Annotated in this window: 21 protein-coding genes and 1 tRNA gene; 15 read left to right on the top strand and 7 right to left on the bottom strand. The window is 51.6% G+C overall.

What is annotated here, in order from left to right:
* The 7 genes from fliM (at position 1) to rcsA (ending at position 4536) form a co-directional block, all read left to right on the top strand.
* Entirely contained in the window at positions 1–1005 is a 1005-nt protein-coding gene (gene fliM, locus HYQ67_RS01390; RefSeq protein WP_202300897.1) for a flagellar motor switch protein FliM, read from the top strand.
* On the top strand, positions 1002–1412 hold the full coding sequence (gene fliN, locus HYQ67_RS01395; protein WP_202300898.1) for a flagellar motor switch protein FliN: 411 nt from the start codon (positions 1002–1004) through the stop codon (positions 1410–1412). The genes fliM and fliN overlap by 4 nt, the downstream gene beginning before the upstream one ends.
* A 4-nt stretch (positions 1413–1416) precedes the next feature.
* On the top strand, positions 1417–1794 hold the full coding sequence (fliO, locus tag HYQ67_RS01400) for a flagellar biosynthetic protein FliO (protein WP_202300899.1): 378 nt from the start codon (positions 1417–1419) through the stop codon (positions 1792–1794).
* Positions 1791–2540 carry a flagellar type III secretion system pore protein FliP gene (gene fliP, locus HYQ67_RS01405; protein WP_202300900.1) on the top strand — a complete coding sequence of 250 codons (750 nt, stop codon included), beginning with the start codon at positions 1791–1793 and terminating at the stop codon, positions 2538–2540. Before fliO ends, fliP begins: the two co-directional genes overlap by 4 nt.
* Positions 2541–2549: 9 nt before the next feature.
* The gene (gene fliQ / locus HYQ67_RS01410) at positions 2550–2819 is read left to right on the top strand and encodes a flagellar biosynthesis protein FliQ (RefSeq protein ID WP_202300901.1); all 270 of its coding nucleotides are present in this window, start codon (positions 2550–2552) and stop codon (positions 2817–2819) included.
* A 4-nt stretch (positions 2820–2823) separates the two neighbouring features.
* Positions 2824–3609 carry a flagellar biosynthetic protein FliR gene (gene fliR / locus HYQ67_RS01415; RefSeq protein ID WP_202300903.1) on the top strand — a complete coding sequence of 262 codons (786 nt, stop codon included), beginning with the start codon at positions 2824–2826 and terminating at the stop codon, positions 3607–3609.
* 303 nt (positions 3610–3912) lie between these two features.
* Positions 3913–4536 carry a transcriptional regulator RcsA gene (rcsA, locus tag HYQ67_RS01420; protein ID WP_202300904.1) on the top strand — a complete coding sequence of 208 codons (624 nt, stop codon included), beginning with the start codon at positions 3913–3915 and terminating at the stop codon, positions 4534–4536.
* A 138-nt stretch (positions 4537–4674) separates the two neighbouring features.
* On the opposite strand, the gene dsrB is transcribed toward rcsA, so the two are convergent.
* Positions 4675–4863 carry a protein DsrB gene (dsrB, locus tag HYQ67_RS01425; RefSeq protein ID WP_202300905.1) on the bottom strand — a complete coding sequence of 63 codons (189 nt, stop codon included), beginning with the start codon at positions 4861–4863 and terminating at the stop codon, positions 4675–4677.
* Positions 4864–4994: 131 nt separating this feature from the next.
* Between dsrB and yodD the strand changes: the two genes are divergently transcribed.
* The 3 genes from yodD to HYQ67_RS01440 all read left to right on the top strand — a co-directional run bounded on the left by yodD (position 4995) and on the right by HYQ67_RS01440 (position 6932).
* The gene (yodD, locus tag HYQ67_RS01430; protein ID WP_202300906.1) at positions 4995–5228 is read left to right on the top strand and encodes a YodD family peroxide/acid resistance protein; all 234 of its coding nucleotides are present in this window, start codon (positions 4995–4997) and stop codon (positions 5226–5228) included.
* 222 nt (positions 5229–5450) lie between these two features.
* Entirely contained in the window at positions 5451–6269 is an 819-nt protein-coding gene (locus tag HYQ67_RS01435) for a mannosyl-3-phosphoglycerate phosphatase-related protein (protein WP_202300907.1), read from the top strand.
* Between the two features lie 273 nt (positions 6270–6542).
* Positions 6543–6932 (top strand): helix-turn-helix domain-containing protein, encoded by a 390-nt coding sequence (locus HYQ67_RS01440; protein WP_202300908.1) that lies wholly within the window; start codon positions 6543–6545, stop codon positions 6930–6932.
* Between the two features lie 40 nt (positions 6933–6972).
* On the opposite strand, the gene HYQ67_RS01445 is transcribed toward HYQ67_RS01440, so the two are convergent.
* The 6 genes from HYQ67_RS01445 to drpB form a co-directional block, all read right to left on the bottom strand.
* On the bottom strand, positions 6973–7152 hold the full coding sequence (locus HYQ67_RS01445) for a YodC family protein (protein ID WP_202300909.1): 180 nt from the start codon (positions 7150–7152) through the stop codon (positions 6973–6975).
* A gap of 91 nt (positions 7153–7243) precedes the next feature.
* A complete protein-coding gene (locus HYQ67_RS01450) occupies positions 7244–8158 on the bottom strand; it encodes a DUF808 family protein (RefSeq protein WP_202300910.1) in 915 nt (304 codons plus the stop codon).
* 186 nt (positions 8159–8344) lie between these two features.
* Positions 8345–8845, bottom strand: a complete 501-nt coding sequence (locus HYQ67_RS01455) for a very short patch repair endonuclease (RefSeq protein WP_202300911.1) — start codon at positions 8843–8845, stop codon at positions 8345–8347.
* 10 nt (positions 8846–8855) lie between these two features.
* Positions 8856–10256, bottom strand: a complete 1401-nt coding sequence (locus HYQ67_RS01460) for a DNA cytosine methyltransferase (RefSeq protein ID WP_202300912.1) — start codon at positions 10254–10256, stop codon at positions 8856–8858.
* Positions 10257–10336: 80 nt separating this feature from the next.
* Entirely contained in the window at positions 10337–11038 is a 702-nt protein-coding gene (locus tag HYQ67_RS01465) for a phosphohydrolase (protein WP_202300914.1), read from the bottom strand.
* A gap of 92 nt (positions 11039–11130) precedes the next feature.
* Entirely contained in the window at positions 11131–11403 is a 273-nt protein-coding gene (gene drpB, locus HYQ67_RS01470) for a cell division protein DrpB (protein WP_202300916.1), read from the bottom strand.
* A 581-nt stretch (positions 11404–11984) separates the two neighbouring features.
* Between drpB and ompC the strand changes: the two genes are divergently transcribed.
* From ompC to HYQ67_RS01495, 5 genes are all read left to right on the top strand, one after another.
* Complete coding sequence (gene ompC, locus HYQ67_RS01475; protein WP_202300918.1) at positions 11985–13127, top strand: porin OmpC; 1143 nt, start codon at positions 11985–11987, stop codon at positions 13125–13127.
* A gap of 137 nt (positions 13128–13264) precedes the next feature.
* Positions 13265–14458 (top strand): IS4 family transposase, encoded by a 1194-nt coding sequence (locus HYQ67_RS01480; protein WP_202300920.1) that lies wholly within the window; start codon positions 13265–13267, stop codon positions 14456–14458.
* 245 nt (positions 14459–14703) lie between these two features.
* Positions 14704–15501 (top strand): DgsA anti-repressor MtfA, encoded by a 798-nt coding sequence (gene mtfA / locus HYQ67_RS01485; protein ID WP_202300921.1) that lies wholly within the window; start codon positions 14704–14706, stop codon positions 15499–15501.
* Between the two features lie 100 nt (positions 15502–15601).
* A tRNA-Asn gene (locus HYQ67_RS01490) sits at positions 15602–15677 on the top strand.
* 434 nt (positions 15678–16111) lie between these two features.
* A complete protein-coding gene (locus HYQ67_RS01495) occupies positions 16112–17221 on the top strand; it encodes an AI-2E family transporter (protein ID WP_202300923.1) in 1110 nt (369 codons plus the stop codon).
* The last annotated feature ends 592 nt before the right edge of the window (positions 17222–17813 follow it).

A 17813-nucleotide genomic window follows, 5' to 3' on the forward strand; every position in this document is an offset into this window, starting at 1 on the left:
ATGGGCGATAGCATTCTTTCACAGGCCGAGATTGATGCGCTGTTAAACGGTGATGCCGATAACAGCGATGAACCCAAGGCCGGGGCGGCGACGGAAACCGACATTCGCCCCTACGATCCTAATACCCAGCGTCGCGTGGTGCGCGAGCGCCTGCAGGCGCTGGAAATTATCAACGAACGTTTTGCGCGTCAGTTCCGTATGGGCCTGTTTAACCTGTTGCGTCGTAGCCCGGATATTACCGTTGGCGCGATCCGCATCCAGCCCTACCATGAGTTTGCGCGCAACCTGCCGGTGCCGACCAACCTCAACCTGATGCACCTGAAGCCGCTGCGCGGCACCGGGCTGTTCGTCTTTTCACCAAGCCTGGTGTTTATTGCCGTGGACAACCTGTTTGGCGGTGACGGACGCTTCCCGCTGAAAGTTGAGGGCCGTGAGTTTACGCATACCGAACAGCGCGTCATCAACCGCATGCTGAAGCTGGCGCTGGAAGGCTACAGCGACGCCTGGAAAGCCATCTATCCGGTCGACGTCGAGTATGTGCGTTCGGAGATGCAGGTGAAATTCACCAATATCACCACGTCGCCAAACGACATCGTGGTGAACACGCCGTTCCATGTGGAAATCGGCAACCTGACCGGTGAGTTCAACATTTGCCTGCCGTTCAGCATGATCGAACCGCTGCGCGAACTGCTGGTGAACCCGCCGCTGGAGAACTCCCGTCAGGAAGATCAGAGCTGGCGCGACACGCTGGTGCGTCAGGTACAACATTCCGAGCTGGAGCTGGTGGCAAACTTTGCCGAAATCCCGCTGCGGCTTTCCCAGATATTGAAACTAAAACCTGGCGACGTACTGCCTGCCGACAAGCCGGATCGTATTCTTGCGCACGTCGACGGGGTACCGGTGCTGACCAGTCAATACGGCACGCTCAACGGCCAGTACGCACTGCGCGTCGAACACTTGATCAACCCGATACTGAATTCGCTGAATGAGGAACAGCCCAAATGAGTGATATTAACGACCCGTCCGACGACAATGCAGGCTCCGTGGACGATCTGTGGGCTGATGCGCTAAATGAACAGAAAGTCTCCACGAAAAGCTCGACCGATAACATCTTCCGCGCGATGGAAAGCGGTGACATTGCAGGCTCTATGCAGGATATCGATCTCATCATGGATATCCCGGTCAAACTGACCGTCGAGCTTGGCCGTACCCGCATGACCATCAAAGAGCTGCTGCGCCTGTCACAGGGTTCCGTTGTCGCCCTTGATGGCCTGGCCGGTGAGCCGCTGGATATTCTGATCAACGGTTATCTGATAGCCCAGGGTGAAGTTGTTGTGGTGGCCGATAAATACGGTGTCCGTATCACCGATATCATCACGCCATCGGAACGTATGCGCCGCCTGAGCCGTTGATGCGATGAAGACCCAGACCGCTGTTCAGCAACCGGCCGTCAGTGCCAGCGCCTCTCTCGTGCAGGTGAGCGGGGCATTAACGGCCATCATTCTGTTTATTCTGCTGGCAGCGTGGCTCGTGAAGCGCTTTGGTTTTGGCGGCAAAGTCGGCGCACCAAAAGGCCTGAAAGTCAGCGCGAGCACAAGCGTAGGGCCGCGCGAGCGCGTAGTGATTATCGATGTGGAGGACGCCCGCCTGGTGCTGGGCGTCACCGCTTCACAGATTACGCATCTCCACACCCTGCCCCCGGCAGCGGTGAGCCAGGAGCCTGCTTCTTCTGAGCAGGTTGATTTCCAGAGCGTGATGAAAAATTTGCTTAAACGTAACGGGAAAGCCGAATGAAACGTTTGTTGTCCTTCTCGTTAATGGGTCTGATGGTCAGTTTGTTATTTGTCACGCCGCAGGCGCTGGCACAGCTGCCAGGCTTAGTGAGCCAGCCGATGGCCAACGGCGGCCAGAGCTGGTCGCTGCCGGTTCAGACGCTGGTGTTTATCACCTCGCTGACCTTCCTGCCGGCGATCTTACTGATGATGACCAGCTTTACGCGCATTATCATCGTCTTTGGCCTGCTGCGAAATGCGCTCGGCACCCCTTCAGCCCCACCTAACCAGGTGCTGCTTGGGCTGGCGCTGTTTCTGACCTTCTTTATTATGTCGCCGGTCTTCGACAAAATTTACGCCGACGCCTATTTGCCGTTCAGCGAAAGCAAGATAGAGATGCCGGAAGCCATTGATAAAGGTGCCCAGCCGCTGCGCGAATTTATGCTGCGTCAGACGCGTGAAGCAGACCTTGCGCTGTTTGCTCGCCTGGCCAATACGCCGCCGCTGGAAGGCCCGGAGGTGGTGCCCATGCGTATCCTTCTTCCTGCCTACGTCACCAGCGAACTGAAAACTGCCTTCCAGATCGGTTTCACCGTCTTTATCCCCTTCCTGATAATCGACCTGGTTGTCGCAAGCGTACTGATGGCGCTGGGGATGATGATGGTGCCTCCGGCCTCCATTGCCCTGCCCTTCAAGCTGATGCTCTTCGTGCTGGTCGACGGCTGGCAATTGCTCATCGGCTCGCTTGCGCAAAGCTTTTACAGTTAAGGAAAGACGATGACTCCTGAATCGGTCATGATGATGGGTACGGAGGCGATGAAAGTGGCTCTGACCCTCGCCGCCCCGCTGCTGCTGGTTGCTCTGGTGACGGGGTTAATTATCTCTATGCTGCAGGCCGCGACCCAGATCAACGAAATGACGCTGTCGTTTATACCTAAGATTCTGGCGGTTTTCGCGACGATGGTCATCGCCGGACCGTGGATGCTTAACCTGCTGCTCGACTATATGCGCACCCTGCTGACCAATTTACCGACGATGATCGGCTAACGGGATGATCCACGTTGACAGCACGCAGTGGCTAAATTTGCTGAGCATGGGCTTCTGGCCCTTTCTGCGAATTATGGCGCTTATCAGCACGGCCCCGATTCTTAGCGAGCGCTCTGTTTCCAAAAAAGTAAAAATCGGCCTTGGGCTGATGATTACCTGGATTGTGGCCCCCACGCTGCCGCCAACCGACGTAACAATCTTCTCCGCAGGCGCCATCTGGCTTGGGGCGCAGCAAATTCTTATCGGTATCCTGCTTGGCTTTACGATGCAGTTCGCCTTTGCGGCCATTCGTATGTCGGGTGAAATTATCGGTCTGCAGATGGGCCTGTCGTTTGCCACCTTCTTCGATCCCGCAAGCCACCTGAACATGCCCGTGCTGGCCCGCCTGATGGATATGCTGGTGATGCTGCTGTTCCTGACCTTTAACGGACATCTGTGGCTGATATCCATCCTGGTCGATACTTTCCACACCCTGCCCATGGGCGGCGACCCGATTAACAGCAATGTCTTTATGGCCCTCACCCGCGCGGCCTACTTAATCTTCCTCAACGGGCTGATGCTGGCGCTACCGCTCATCACCCTGCTGCTGACCTTAAACCTCTCTCTCGGCCTGCTAAACCGTATGGCTCCGCAGCTTTCGGTGTTTGTCATTGGTTTCCCGGTGACGCTTTCTATTGGCATGCTGGTCATGGCGGCATTAATGCCGCTAATTGCTCCCTTCTCGGAACATTTATTTAGCGAAATATTTGACTTACTTGCTGATATCGTCAGCGAGATGCCCGCAACATAATCCACACTCTTATTAATGCCTCTCTGAGGTTAATCCTAAAATTAATATTGAATAACATTCACCAGGATATCCCTGACGCGGGATATATGTTTTTATCCACCTCACACATCCAAAAGTTCACATTATTTTGAGATTAGTCTTAGCAAACAATACATAACTTTACGGGATAGTAATCCCGCTCAAAATTACTTTCGAATGCGTAGCCTATGGCTCAACATTCTGGAGTATTAAGGCAGGGTGATTTAGCAGCAGGCGATCGACTCCGATCGCCATAACGAAATGTACACTTAGTGAGGGTTTGCTATGTCAACGATTATTATGGACTTATGCAGTTATACCCGGCTGGGGCTCACCGGTTATCTGGCCAGCCGCGGAGTCAGAAAGCGGCATATAACCGATGTGCAGGACGTGGACCAACTGGACGAAGCCTGCCAGTCGCAGACGCCCAGCGTGGTGTTTATTAATGAAGATTGCTTTATTCATGACCCCCAGAGTAGCCTGCGAATTAAGCAGATCATTAATCAGCATCCGGGTACCTTATTTATTGTTTTCATGGCCATTGCCAATATCCATTTTGACGAATACTTGCTGGTCAGAAACAATCTCTTAATCAGTTCAAAATCTATTAAACCAGAATCGCTAGACCAAATTCTGCAAGAGTATTTAGCAAAAAATGCGCAATGCATTGGCCATATTAATTTACCCACACTTTCTTTAAGCCGTACCGAATCCAGCATGTTAAAAATGTGGATGTCCGGACAGGGTACGATTCAAATATCCGATCAGATGAACATCAAAGCGAAAACAGTTTCATCCCATAAAGGCAATATTAAGCGCAAAATAAAAACACATAATAAGCAGGTGATATACCATGTCGTCCGCCTGACGGATAACGTCACCAACGGGATATTTGTTAATCTTCGTTGAGTCGTCGACCAGACCTCTTCCCTACGTTTTATCGGCTTGCTGTCATTCCTGTACGGTGGATAAACAAAGCGTCATCCACCGGGAACACTGTCAGATGCGGCGGAAGCCCTGTGCTTATCCGCCAACGAACGCCAGAGACTATTCCTGCTGCTCGACGAAAATACCGTCCGGATGCCCAGTCTCGTTAAAGAACCAGATCCCCAGCGGATAATCCTCAAGCGAGACCAGATACATGGTGCCTTCGCTGAACTCCTCTACCGCTAATACTACGCCCGGTCGGCGTGGACCCCCATCGGTCTTAACAGTCACTCGGTCATTGATATGCATAACAAAAAGCCTCCTGATTCATTGTGCCCAGTGTAGATCAAAAACGACTCATTCGCATTGCACAACGCCACCCGCGATGCATTTTCCTGAGCGTCTATACTTAGGGGTGTTGAGTTGCAGGAGGATAACGCATGAAGACCGCAAAAGAGTACAGCGAAACGGTACATCGTGAAATTGGTATCGATGTCGATGCCCTGCTGGCGGCCATCAATGAAATCAGTGAGAGTGAAGTCAAACGTGCGGGTGACGAAGAAGATCCGCACCGGGTCAGCGTCGATGGGCGAACGTGGCATACCTATACCGAACTGGCGGAAGCCTTTGAGCTGGATATCCACGATTTCAGCGTCAGCGAGATTAATCGCTAGCGATTAAACGGCGAAAAAGCATCCCGGCCGGGGAGCCGGGATGTAAAAAGCATGAATCATGCAAGAAGCATTTGAAATTCGCTACATCAGGAAATCTGATGGCGACACTCACCTTACTGCAAATTTTTTGTAAGACAAGGATATATTTTTAATGGATATGAATTGGGCTGCCTGAATTTGATCCACTAATGCCCGGCGAAAACTGGAAAATGAGGAAGGATAATGCCGCACCTGCAAGACTCGTTACTGATTGCCTCCGATCTTGATGGCACTTTACTGGACCATCACACCTACCGCTGGGAAGCGGCAAGCGGCTGGCTGGGCCTGTTTAAGCAGCGCGACATCCCCGTTGCCCTGTGCAGCAGCAAAAGTGCCGCAGAAATGATCGAATGGCAAAAAGAGCTGGGCCTCAGCGGCCAACCATTTATTGCGGAGAATGGCGCTGTCATTCAGCTTCCGGAAAGCTGGCAGGATCATGAAAACGCCCCCCGAATATTGGTAGGGGTGCGCCACGAAGAATTAATCGCCATGCTGGACAATTTACGCCGCCAGTCTGGTTTTAAATTTATCTGTTTTGCCGACGTTGACGACAACACCGTCAGCGAATGGACGGGGCTGACCCGTAAGCAGGCGTCGCTTGCGCGTCTGCGTGAGGCCTCGGAGGCTTTCATCTGGCGTGACAGCGAAGAGATGTTCCGCGCTTTTGCCGCGCAGATTGCTGACCTTGGCCTGACGCTGGTTCAGGGAGGCCGCTTTTGGCACGTTGTGGACAAACAGAGTGATATTGGACAGGCGCTGCGCTGGCTGCTTCAGGAGTACCAGCAGCGGGACGGTGTTACCTACACCTCCATCGGCCTGGGTGATGGACCAAACGACACCACCCTGCTGGATAACGTCGATTACGCGGTGGTTATTAAAGGCTATAGCCGACAGCCCATCGTATTACGTAATGATAACCCCGAGCGGGTCTATCATTCCCTTCACTACGGCCCGGAAGGCTGGAAAGAGGGGCTGGACCATTTTATTCCCACCGAAGCATGACTGATTAATCCTGCGAACAGACCTGGTTACGCCCGTTCCGTATCGCCTTACGCAGAGGTTGACGACTTTTAAAGGCTTTTGAAGCGGCTGACGGCACGCTGCAGGGCTGTTCCTGACACTCCACGCCCCCAATTAGAAACCCGATTCGTTACCTGATTTTTCCGTAAGTGCTCTCTGATTTCGTCCCCGAAGCAACGGCGGGTATTATGCCCGTAATCACAAGTTTTCACCCTGAATTCGCCGTAAGGATCATTTTAAATTGAGGATTTCGCCATGGCGACACTGAACGCTCATCAGGCGCTGGTTTTATCGCTGTGCGAATGGATTGAAAAGCATCTGGATTGCGGTATTGCATTGCCGGAGCTGGCGGCACTGTCTGGGTTTTCCGTGTGGTACATGCAGAGTGTATTTCGTGCCACTACCGGGATAGCCATCGGCCGCTACATCCGCGAGCGCAAGCTGACGGAGGCCGTGTATAAGCTGCGGGAAACCGAACTGCGAATTCTCGATATTGCCGTAGAGTTCGGCTTTAACTCGCAGTCCCAGTTTACTACGTTATTTAAAAAATATTATGGGATAACACCTCAGGCCTGCCGCCAGAACCCCAACCTCGTGTTGCGCCTCACGCCGCCACTGGCCCAGATAACCGCTGACGTGGCATAAAAAAATACCCGGCATATATATATACACCGGGTATTTTTGTTTAACTCTGCTGCTGTGCTCGCGTTGCCGTAGGGGCCAGATCATCCTCACGGAAAGCCTCACGTTTAACGCCAAAACCATCATACCAACGACACTCAACCATGCCGCTGGAAAACCCGGTAACGATCATCCTTGGGCCACCTGTCTTAGGCTGGACTTCATCGCTGACCACATAGACCATATCTGCCTCCGGTATCAGGGTGAAAACTTTTACAGGTATAGCTAATACGCCGCAGTTTTGCCCAGTCGCCAGCGCAAATTTAGGTAAATTCTTAATGTGCCTTCTTGCCACGCAGGTGGTTTATTCCGTTTACAGCCAGCAAAACGATCCCTCCGACAATAAAACCAAGCACGAGATTGGCAAGCGTTGGCCCAACAAGATGCGCCACACCGCCGAGCTGCTGTGCAAAGTTTTCAATGGCGTGGTGTAAAGCTGGAATGCCGTGCACCAGAATACCGCCCCCCACGAGGAACATGGCCAGCGTGCCGACAATAGACAGGAATTTCATCAGCAGCGGGGCCAGTACCAGCAGCGCCTTACCGATCCCTTTCGCCAGCGCAGAGCTTTTCTCCACCAGCCAGAAGCCCAAATCGTCCAGCTTGACGATCATCCCCACCAGGCCATAAACGCCGACGGTGACCAGAATCGCAATGCCGGAGAGGACCAGGACCTGGGTCAGCAGCGGCGCATCGGCCACGATGCCAAGCGTGATAGCGACGATTTCTGCCGACAGGATAAAATCGGTGCGAATAGCCCCTTTCACTTTATCCCGCTCATAAACCATCGGATCCTGTTTCGCTACGGCATCCAGGCGAGCTTTTTTCTCTTCAGGCGTCTCTTTGTGTTTGCGGGCCTGAAGGCTGTGCACGACCTTCTCTACCCCCTCAAAACACAAAAATGCCCCCCCCACCATCAGCAACGGCGTGATTGCCCAGGGTGCAAAGGCGCTGATAATCAGCGCCAGCGGAACCAGAATCAATTTATTAAGAAACGATCCTTTGGCAACGCTCCACACCACCGGCAGTTCACGGTTTGCCCTCACGCCTGACACCTGCTGGGCATTGAGCGATAAGTCATCCCCTAACACCCCGGCGGTCTTTTTTGCCGCCAGCTTGCCCATCAGAGAGATATCGTCCAGCAGCGTGGCAATATCATCGAGAAGCGTTAATAAGCTACTTCCAGCCAAAATTATCATCCTTATTTGTCGGTTTGCTTTTCAGTATGGAGCAAAACGGGAAACACGAAAATCAAAGAGCACCGTCAACTGCAATTAACGGGCTAATCACAAGTCAATTTGTCGGCGGGAGTTGGGCTGCTTAGCCCCGCCGCGCAGACGAAGGAAGAACGAATATGCATACCAATCGAAAAGGAATCAGACAGGAGGCGAGGATTGTTGTCCCTGCACCTCTCTTTCGTGGATCCCGGCGGTATCAATTTCCGCAAAGCGCCCACCGCTGCATATCCACTCCTCCAGCCTCTCTATCAGCGCAGTATCGCTAAGTTTTTCACGTCCTCTTAGCGCACACTCCCAGACCACAAGCACGCGCCATTGCCCCTCCAGCAGATGATGAATATCGCGACTATCCCGCGCAACGTTCTTGCCGATTTTCTCCAGCCAAAACTCAGTGCGCGTCGCAGGCACTTTAAAGAGGTAACAATGATGATGATGCCAGAAACAGCCGTGGGTAAAGATAATGCAGCGGTACGCTTCAACAACAAAATCAGGCCGTCCGGCAAGCGCCGCCTCCTGAGTCCGGAACTCAAATCCGCAGGCGCTCAACAGCCCTGCCAGACGCTTTTCAATGGCCGTGTCACGCGTCGCAATGGCACGCATATTTTTTCTGCGGATTTCTTTGCTGTGAACGTCGGCCATTGCGCCCCCCTTAGCGTTTCTTCACCGCCAGCTTAATTTTCTCTTCAAGCAGCTTCGCCACCGCGGCAAAAGCCGGAACGACAACAGAATTACCAAACTGCCGGTACGCCTGGGTATCTGAAACCGGAATGCGGAACGACCTGCCCTGCACAGCTTCAAACCCCATCAGCCTTGCACATTCGCGCGGCGTTAAACGTCGAGGCCGGCGCAGCTGGTTATCAGGATCGTTAAAATCTTTTTCGCCAAGAGCTTTATCCCAGCCTCTGTCGACCAGAATCTCCGCTCCATCTTTAAAATATCGGGCGGAGAGCGTTCTCGCCACGCTGGCCGGGTTCGTCGGGTCAACCAGACCATAGCCAAAACCGTTGCCTTTGGCCTGGTGCTTTTTGGCATAGTTATACAGGTACTTCCACAGCGTCGGCGTCAGGATATATTTCTCCTCCACCGTCGGCTCCAGCAGTTCACCAAAGGTGATGCGCCGTTTCGGATAAAGTGAATCAAGCGCCCGCAGCGTAAAGTCCTGATGCAAATTGAGATCGCGTCGGAACCCCACCAGCACGATACGTTCGCGGTGCTGAGGCAGGAAGTTCTTACCATCGATAATCTTAGGGTCGCCCGATCCCACAACCGCTGCATCGGCCACCTCATAGCCCAGGCCATCGAGCGTTTCCATAATAATGCGGAAAGTGTTGCCCTTATCGTGGCTCTTCAGATTTTTAACGTTTTCCAGCACAAATATAGCCGGGCGTTTTGCATCAATGATACGAGCGACATCGAAAAACAGCGTGCCCTGAGTTTCACAGGCAAACCCGTGCGCACGTCCTAACGCATTTTTCTTGGAGACACCGGCCAAAGAAAAGGGCTGGCAGGGAAAGCCAGCAAGCAAAACGTCGTGGTCAGGAAGGGTGGCCTTAATATGCGCCGCCGCTTCTTCATCGCTGAGATCGGTGCGGTGGCTTAGGGTGACATCGCGGATATCTTCGTTGAACTGATGCTGTTGGGGGTCACAGAACCAGTTGGCTTTATAAGTGCGCACCGCATACTTATTCCATTCGCTGGTAAACACGCACTGGCCGCCGATGGCCTCAAAGCCGCTGCGAATGCCGCCAATACCGGCAAACAGATCGATGAAACGGAAGGCGTATTTCCCATGATGTAGAGGCGGCGCGGGGAGCATGCTTTTCAGCATCTCGGCCTCAGCAGAAGTTAAGCTGCGCGGGGCTGATTTATGATTAAACCAGCGGTTGAGGGATTCCCGCGTCCAGTGGCCACTGACCTGTCGCAGCCGATACGCAACGGTTTTTTGATCGTAAATTTTGAGGATCTGGCCGACCAGCGCATGATCTGCTTCAGTCTGCTGCTGTAAAGCCTGTTCGGAGAGGTGTTCTGAAATCGCGTCTGGGTCGTTCATCCTGAGCCCTGGAAGGGAAAATAAAGTGTAACTCTATCACCGATTTGACCCAGAGAGAATTGATGCCCGCCTGTCGCGGGCTACGGTTTAGCGATAGAGATAAATTGTTCCAGCACATCGCGATCGAGGTCGTGGTAGTCGCCTTTCAGCTCGGCACAGAGTTTCGCCATGTAATGCACCAGAAAATCGGCATTAAGACGCGCCAGCTCCCTGCCCGCTTCAGTTTGCATCGTTTCAGGAAGCTTAAAGAGTTTTTTCTGAAAATGGTCGAGTGCGTAAGTAGTGTCATCAAGCTCACGCTCCTGAGCCAGCGGATCGCGGCTGTCGAACAACGGCCGCCCAAGCGCCCCTGAGGTATAAAACACCCGAGCCAGACCAATGGCCCCGAGAGATTCCAGCCGATCGGCATCCTGCACAATTTTCGCTTCCAGGGTCTGCGGCGCGATGCCTGCGCTAAAGCTGTGTGCCTGAACGGCATGTGCCACGGCATCATAAAGCTGATGGGGGAAATCGGGGAAATGCGCATCCAGAATACGCAGCGTCTCTTGTGCCGCCTGCGTCGAAGCAAGATGCCTTTGCGGGTGGTTTTTGGGAAGATTAACTATGTCATGAAAATAGCAGGCGGTCAGCACGACCAATCTGTCAGCTTCGGTGCCGGCCATTATTCGCTGCGCGGTTTTCCATACCCGATGAAAATGCGCGACATCATGGGCTTTGTCATCCTGCGCCCAGTTGCCGTGCAGATAGACTTCAAAGCGGTCTTGCCAGTGGGCTATCGGCATACGTACTCCTCAATTCGTTGCTAAACCCGATAACTAATATGAGTACAAGATCACATAATTAGCAAGTTAACGGGCAAAACCTGGCGCGGGAGCTAGCTGCGGTTGGATGAGCGGTGACGGCCCTGATAGTGACGAGGCCTTGTATACCAGACAATCCAGCCTAATACGGCGGCAACAGATCCCAGAACCATCAGCCCCATTAAGGCCCCCATCAGCTTACCGCCCAAAGATCCCAAATCGCCCCCCGTTACGCTGCTGACAACCCAAAAATACTTCACCATCGTCCAGACGATGTAGAGGCAAAAAGCATAAAACAACCACAGCGCTAATTTTCCCCCGGGGCTACGGGTTGGTTTTGCATCCATAAAGTTCAACATCTCACTGTTAACTGACAACATTATTATAGCGACGGCACATCCATCTTCAGAATGTGATTTTTATCACATTTTACTCTGACATTGCTCGGATTTACCGATATTTTTTGTTCCTCATCAAACGCAGCGGGGCATCGGTTACTTTACATGCAGTCCGAGGGACCTTCCTGGTGAAGGGAAAGAGAGGCTTAACGATAAACGCACCGTCTGGAAATGCCTTTCACCTGCACCAGCATCATTGCTTAATTAATAATAAACCCTCACTTAATATAATCGCCCTGGTTGAGTTAACAGTCACCGACGTATTAAAAAATGGAAACAGAACTATCCATGCATATTATTTATATAGATAACAAAATCATAGCCCACTAGAATTAATATATTTATAATATTTTTATAAATTAAATAAAATCAATGCATTAGGCATAAATTACACTGTTACACATCGCAACATTTATTCCATGTAGGTTACATATACAGGCGCAATAACCCTGAACTATTTCGCTACGATGTTGCAGGTTGTTTAGGACTGAAACAATCATTCATTCTAATAATATGAAGAGGGATTCTATATGAAAAGAACAGCATTGGCGTTAATCATTCCTGCAATACTGACGATGGGCGCCGCAAACGCGGCGGAGATTTATAATAAAGATGGTAACAAACTGGACCTCTACGGGAAAGTCGATGCCCGTCACACGTTCTCCGATAATAAAGGAGATGACGGTGACGGCACTTACGCCCAGGTTGGTTTCAAAGGTGAAACTCAAATCACCAGCGAACTCACCGGCTATGGCCAGTGGGAATACAAAATGATGGCCAATAACGTCGAGGGTAGCGATAAGCAGGCATGGACTCGTCTTGCTTATGCGGGCCTGCAGTTCGGCGATTACGGCTCCTTTGATTACGGCCGTAACTACGGTGTGGTTTACGATATTGACGCCTGGACGGATATGCTGCCGGTCTTTGGGGGCGATACTGCTGCCGCCACAGATAACTTTATGATGGGTCGTACGAACGGCGTTGCCACCTACCGTAATAGTGACTTCTTCGGCCTGGTTGAAGGTCTGAATTTTGCAGTGCAGTACCAGGGTAATAATGAAAGCGGCCCGCACGAAGATGAAGATGGCAATGTAATAGATGTCCAGGAAGGCACCAATAATGGGCGCAGCGTCGGCTACCAGAATGGCGATGGCTGGGGTATCTCTTCCAGCTATGACTTCGGCGGTTATGGGTTCAGCGCGGGTGCAGCCTACGCCTCTTCGGACAGAACTAACGAACAACAGCGTTACACCAGCGCAGGCGGGGACAAGGCAGATGCCTGGACCGTGGGCCTGAAATACGACGCGAACAATATTTACCTCGCCACAATGTATGCAGAGACCCGGAATATGACCCGCTTTGGGGGTTCCGATGCCTTTGTTGCTAACAAAACCCAGAACTTTGAAGTCGTCGCGCAGTACCAGTTCGACTTCGGCCTGCGTCCCTCTGTTGCCTACCTGCAATCGAAGGGTAAAGAGCTGAACTCGGCCTACGGTAATGACAAAGATCTGGTGAAATATGTCGACGTTGCCACCTATTACTACTTCAACAAAAACTTCTCAGCCTACGCTGATTACAAAATCAACCTGCTGGATGACAACAGCGACTTCTACAGTGCTGCCGGCATTTCCACTGACGATGTTGTTGGCATCGGCATGATCTATCAATTCTAAAAACCAAGCCTTACCCCCCTTGTTTCATTTAGCCCGCCCGTGCGCTGAGGAATCCCCAGTAATGGGCGGGTAAAAAAAGACAGGCATAGAGTTATGTGATCTACTGGTTGTGCTAACAATTCAGGGAGATCACCTCTATGCCTGCTCGCCGATTATGCCAGAAGTTTTTCCGCAGCGCTTTAGCCCCGTTTCATCAGTACCGCCAGAATGCTCTTCTTGATGCCACTGTTGCTTTAACTCGCGGTGCATCGCTCACTCTGACCAGTATCGGACGCCATCTTCCGGGCAGTGCGCAGGTCAAAAACAAAATCAAACGCGTTGACCGGTTACTGGGCAATACCGCACTGCATCATGACATCCCACTGATATTCAATAATATTATTTCTCTTCTGACCCAGCGATTGTCATGGTGTGTGATTGCCGTTGACTGGAGTGGCTATCCGTCGCAGGAATATCATGTCCTGAGGGCAAGCCTGATCTGCGACGGGCGCGCCATTCCGCTCCTCAGTCAGGTCGTTCCTTCTGCAAAACAACAAAATGCACAGGTACAAAAGGCGTTCCTCAACGCGCTCCGTCAGGCCATTTCACCCGATAAAAAAGTGATTATCGTCACCGATGCCGGCTTTCAGACAGCCTGGTTTCGGCACATCAGAAGCCTGGGCTGGGATTTTATGGGGCGGGTCAGAGGGAACATCCAGCTCAGACTAAAGGAAAAAGGCGAGCAGTGGCTGAGAAGACAGTCTCTTACGGCAAAGAGTAAACCTGAATATCTGGGGCCGGGTACGCTGGCGCGCGCAGAATACGCTCAGTGTGAAGGTCACTTTTATCTTCATAAAAAAGAGGCTAAAGGGCGAAAAAACAAACGGGGCCGTTGCCGTATCTCCCGCTATTCTCAGGAGCGTGACGGACCGGCATCAGCAAAAGAGCCCTGGCTGATTTTTAGTAGCACGGATGAATTTAGTCCTGCAAAAATCATGAAGCTGTACAGCCGGAGAATGCAGATTGAACAGAATTTCCGCGACGAGAAAAGTGAGAGATTTGGTTTTGGTCTTCGGGCAAGCCACAGCAGCACTGAAGGGCGGATACAGGTGCTGAGTCTGCTTGCCACACTGGCGACTGTTGTGCTGTGGTTAATTGGCTATAATGCTGAAAATAAAGGATTACATCTGAGGTATCAGGCCAGCAGTATCAAATCAAGGCGGGTGCTTTCATTTCTGACATTAGCGGAGAATATCCTGCGACATTCTCCGCTAATTTTAACAAGAACGGTACTGGGTACCATCCTTAACCACCTTGCCAGAGCCTACCGAAGTATGGTGCTGGTGTATTAGCGCTGAGTTTTGTGGGGATCCCTCAGCGCCCGTGCGGGCTTTTTTTTGTGCCCGTGTTAGCGACATCCCCGTTTGATTCAACAGCATAATAATCTCATCAAAAGTTATTCATCAACAGCAGGGCCACTTGTGACCCGTGTCGTTGAAGTGAAAATCATTAAGTGCTTGAATAGCGGCCCGCCGAGTGGGATTAATGATACCGAAATCTTCTCTCCCGTAACCATGATGACTTTGTGAGCAAGTACATGATTAAGTGGCCCTGGAAAGTAAGTGATTCATCCGCTGTCTCCGCTTTGCCCTGGGAGCAGGCGTTTGCTATTCCCGTGTTGGCCGCCCTCACCTCTGTAGAGCAAGAAAAGCTTATCCGTCTCGCCGATCGCTTTCTCCAGCAGAAACGGCTGGTCCCCCTGCAGGGCTTTGAGCTTGATGAGCTGAAAAGCGCACGTATTGCCCTGCTGTTTTGTCTGCCGGTCATGGAGCTGGGGCTGGAGTGGCTGGATGGCTTCCACGAAGTGCTGATTTACCCGGCCCCTTTTGTCGTTGACGACGAATGGCAGGATGATTTTGGCCTGGTACATCACCAGCGGGTTGTGCAGTCAGGGCAGAGCTGGCAGCAAGGTCCCGTTGTGCTTAACTGGCTGGACGTGCAGGACTCCTTTGACGCATCGGGTTTCAACCTCATCGTTCACGAAGTAGCGCATAAACTCGACATGCGTAACGGCGACAGAGCAAGCGGTGTGCCGCTTATTGCTCTGCGGGATGTTGCCGCCTGGGAACACGACCTGTTTGCGGCAATGAACAACATTCAGGAAGAAATCGATCTGGTAGGGGAAAATGCCGCCAGCATTGATGCCTATGCGGCAAGCGAACCGGCAGAGTGTTTTGCGGTGCTATCTGAATATTTCTTTAGCGCGCCAGAGCTACTGGCTCCTCGCTTCCCGTCGCTTTACCAACGCTTTCGACTGTTTTACGGTCAGGATCCCCTGCAACGCCTGCGCCGGAATGAAAACCCCCACGAGGCAGACGGAAAAACGGTGCATTAATTCGACAAGTTGAGCTTAATTTGCTCAGTTGAATCAAGGTGTTATTTTTGTCATTGACTCTTTTTAAGCGTGAGGCTACTATTTGCCTCGTTCAAACGATTCCTCTGTAGTTCAGTCGGTAGAACGGCGGACTGTTAATCCGTATGTCACTGGTTCGAGTCCAGTCAGAGGAGCCAAATTCTTGTTTTACCCCCCCATGCATGCCTATATCATTCCGCTTTCATGTTCTAAAGTACAAATCCTCACCGAAGCCAACTCTTTCCGTCATTATCCTGCGCGGGTCGCAAGGCATTTCCTACTCAATTTATCTATTATGTCCATAGCCCGAAAAGACCTGCCGTTAGTCACAAAACCTTCCCCCTGGAGTGCGAGCTATTTAAAAACTTTCATTCGCTTGATCAGCGGTTGCAGGTGCTGTTTTCTTTGCTGAACTAACCGTAATACCTCGCTTTGTTCATCTTTGAATCAGAGTTACACCTAAAAAAGTCAACCCGTCGATCGTCTAGATTTAAATAACTTCGCCGTCCCCCACCGACGCCTATTCCATATAATGGTCCGTTTTCAATTCTCCCAGGCGTGTCGACATGCCATTCAACCGGAACAATTTATAATGGAACCCAATGATTTAATTACCATTGAAAGAAGAATCGTTACCCGATTTCTGGATATGTTCATCAAGTTTGGGCTGATGCTGGCCCTTGCCTCTTTCTGCTTTACCGTATTCTCTCCGTTCCTCAATGTCATCCTGTGGGGATTGATTCTGGCCGTCACGCTCTATCCGCTGCATCAATATTTTGCCAAACGACTGGGGGGCAAACAGGGTCTGGCCTCTACCGTGCTGGTTCTGCTTGGTTTACTGATTATCGTCGTACCGACAATCATTATGATCACTTCCCTGGGTGAGAGCACCAGCGCGCTGGTTGAACATGTCACCCATTCTCAGCTGGTTATTCCGCCGCCAAATGAGCACATCGGCACCATCCCGGTTATTGGCGGCAAACTGTATGCGTTCTGGCTTAAAGCCTCTACGGACCTGCCGGGGCTTATCAGCGTTCACCACACTCAGGTGGCGAAAGCGGCCAGACTGCTGCTTGCCGTCGTGGCGAGTATGGGCGGGAGTTTGTTAGGTTTCGTGGTTTCGCTTATCGCCGCTGGCGTCATGATGGCAATGGGCGCAGCGGGTGCGAACAGCGCCACTCGAATTGCTATGCGTATCACCGATGAAAAGAAAGGCCCGGCGCTAACCAAACTCTGTACCGGCACCATTCGCGCGGTGGCCCAGGGGGTGATCGGCGTCGCACTGCTCCAGTCATTACTGACAGGCATCATTATGATTCTGGCCGGGATACCAGCCGCGGGTATTTTCTTTATCGCCGCGCTGATTCTGGGTATCGCTCAGGTTCCTCTGCTGCTGGTGACGTTACCGGCAATCATTATCATGTGGATGACGGGCGACCACGGCACGGCAATGAACATCGTCTATACCGTCCTGCTGGTTATTGCAGGCATGGTTGATAACGTTCTTAAGCCAATGATGCTCGGTCGGGGCGTGGATGCGCCAATGCCGGTCGTGCTGATTGGTGCGCTGGGAGGCATGGCGGCCGATGGTATCCTCGGCATGTTTATCGGTGCAACGCTGCTCTCTATTGGCTACCTCATCTTTATGGCATGGGTCAATGAAGGCCTGAAAAAAGCCGCACTTGAGCACGCCTCGCTTTAAATAGTTGACCAGACGCCTTGTTAATCAGGGCGTCTGTGACACTTCTGGTCGCCCATCTGGCGAATCAGAGAACATCCATTTCACTGCCAGTACATAATAAATGTAGTGAGCTATAGTCCTTAAAATAATATCTCCCCTCCTTTCAATAAATTTTAAAATTCAGAATCCAGCCAGATAAAATAAATTGTTTTATCTATTGCATTGAATTACCTTTTAAAAAAATCTTAACAGCGTCTTTATTGCCTTATTTCTTAACTTGCACCCGTATTTTTAGTCAATGACGCAGAACATCTCTGGACAAAATAATGAATAAATGGATGTTACCTCTCTGGAGTGCTGCTATTTTGCTCCCGGGGCTGGTTTATTCTGCACCCGATGAACAACGCGACGAACTGCAACCTCTGAACCAACATCAAAGACAAAAATCACAGCAGCAGCAGGTGACGGCTGTGGCTCCGTGTGTATGCGCCAGCCTCCAGATCTTACCGCATCGGCAAAGACCTTCCCCTTTCGTGATGAACAATCTTGCTCCGCCATTTCACAAATAAGGTGAAGCGGTACAGATGATCTATCCCACTGGCTTCAACCGTTC

The organism is Dryocola clanedunensis subsp. sulfonylureivorans (assembly GCF_016756775.1).
GTDB classification, from domain to species: Bacteria; Pseudomonadota; Gammaproteobacteria; order Enterobacterales; family Enterobacteriaceae; genus Dryocola; species Dryocola clanedunensis.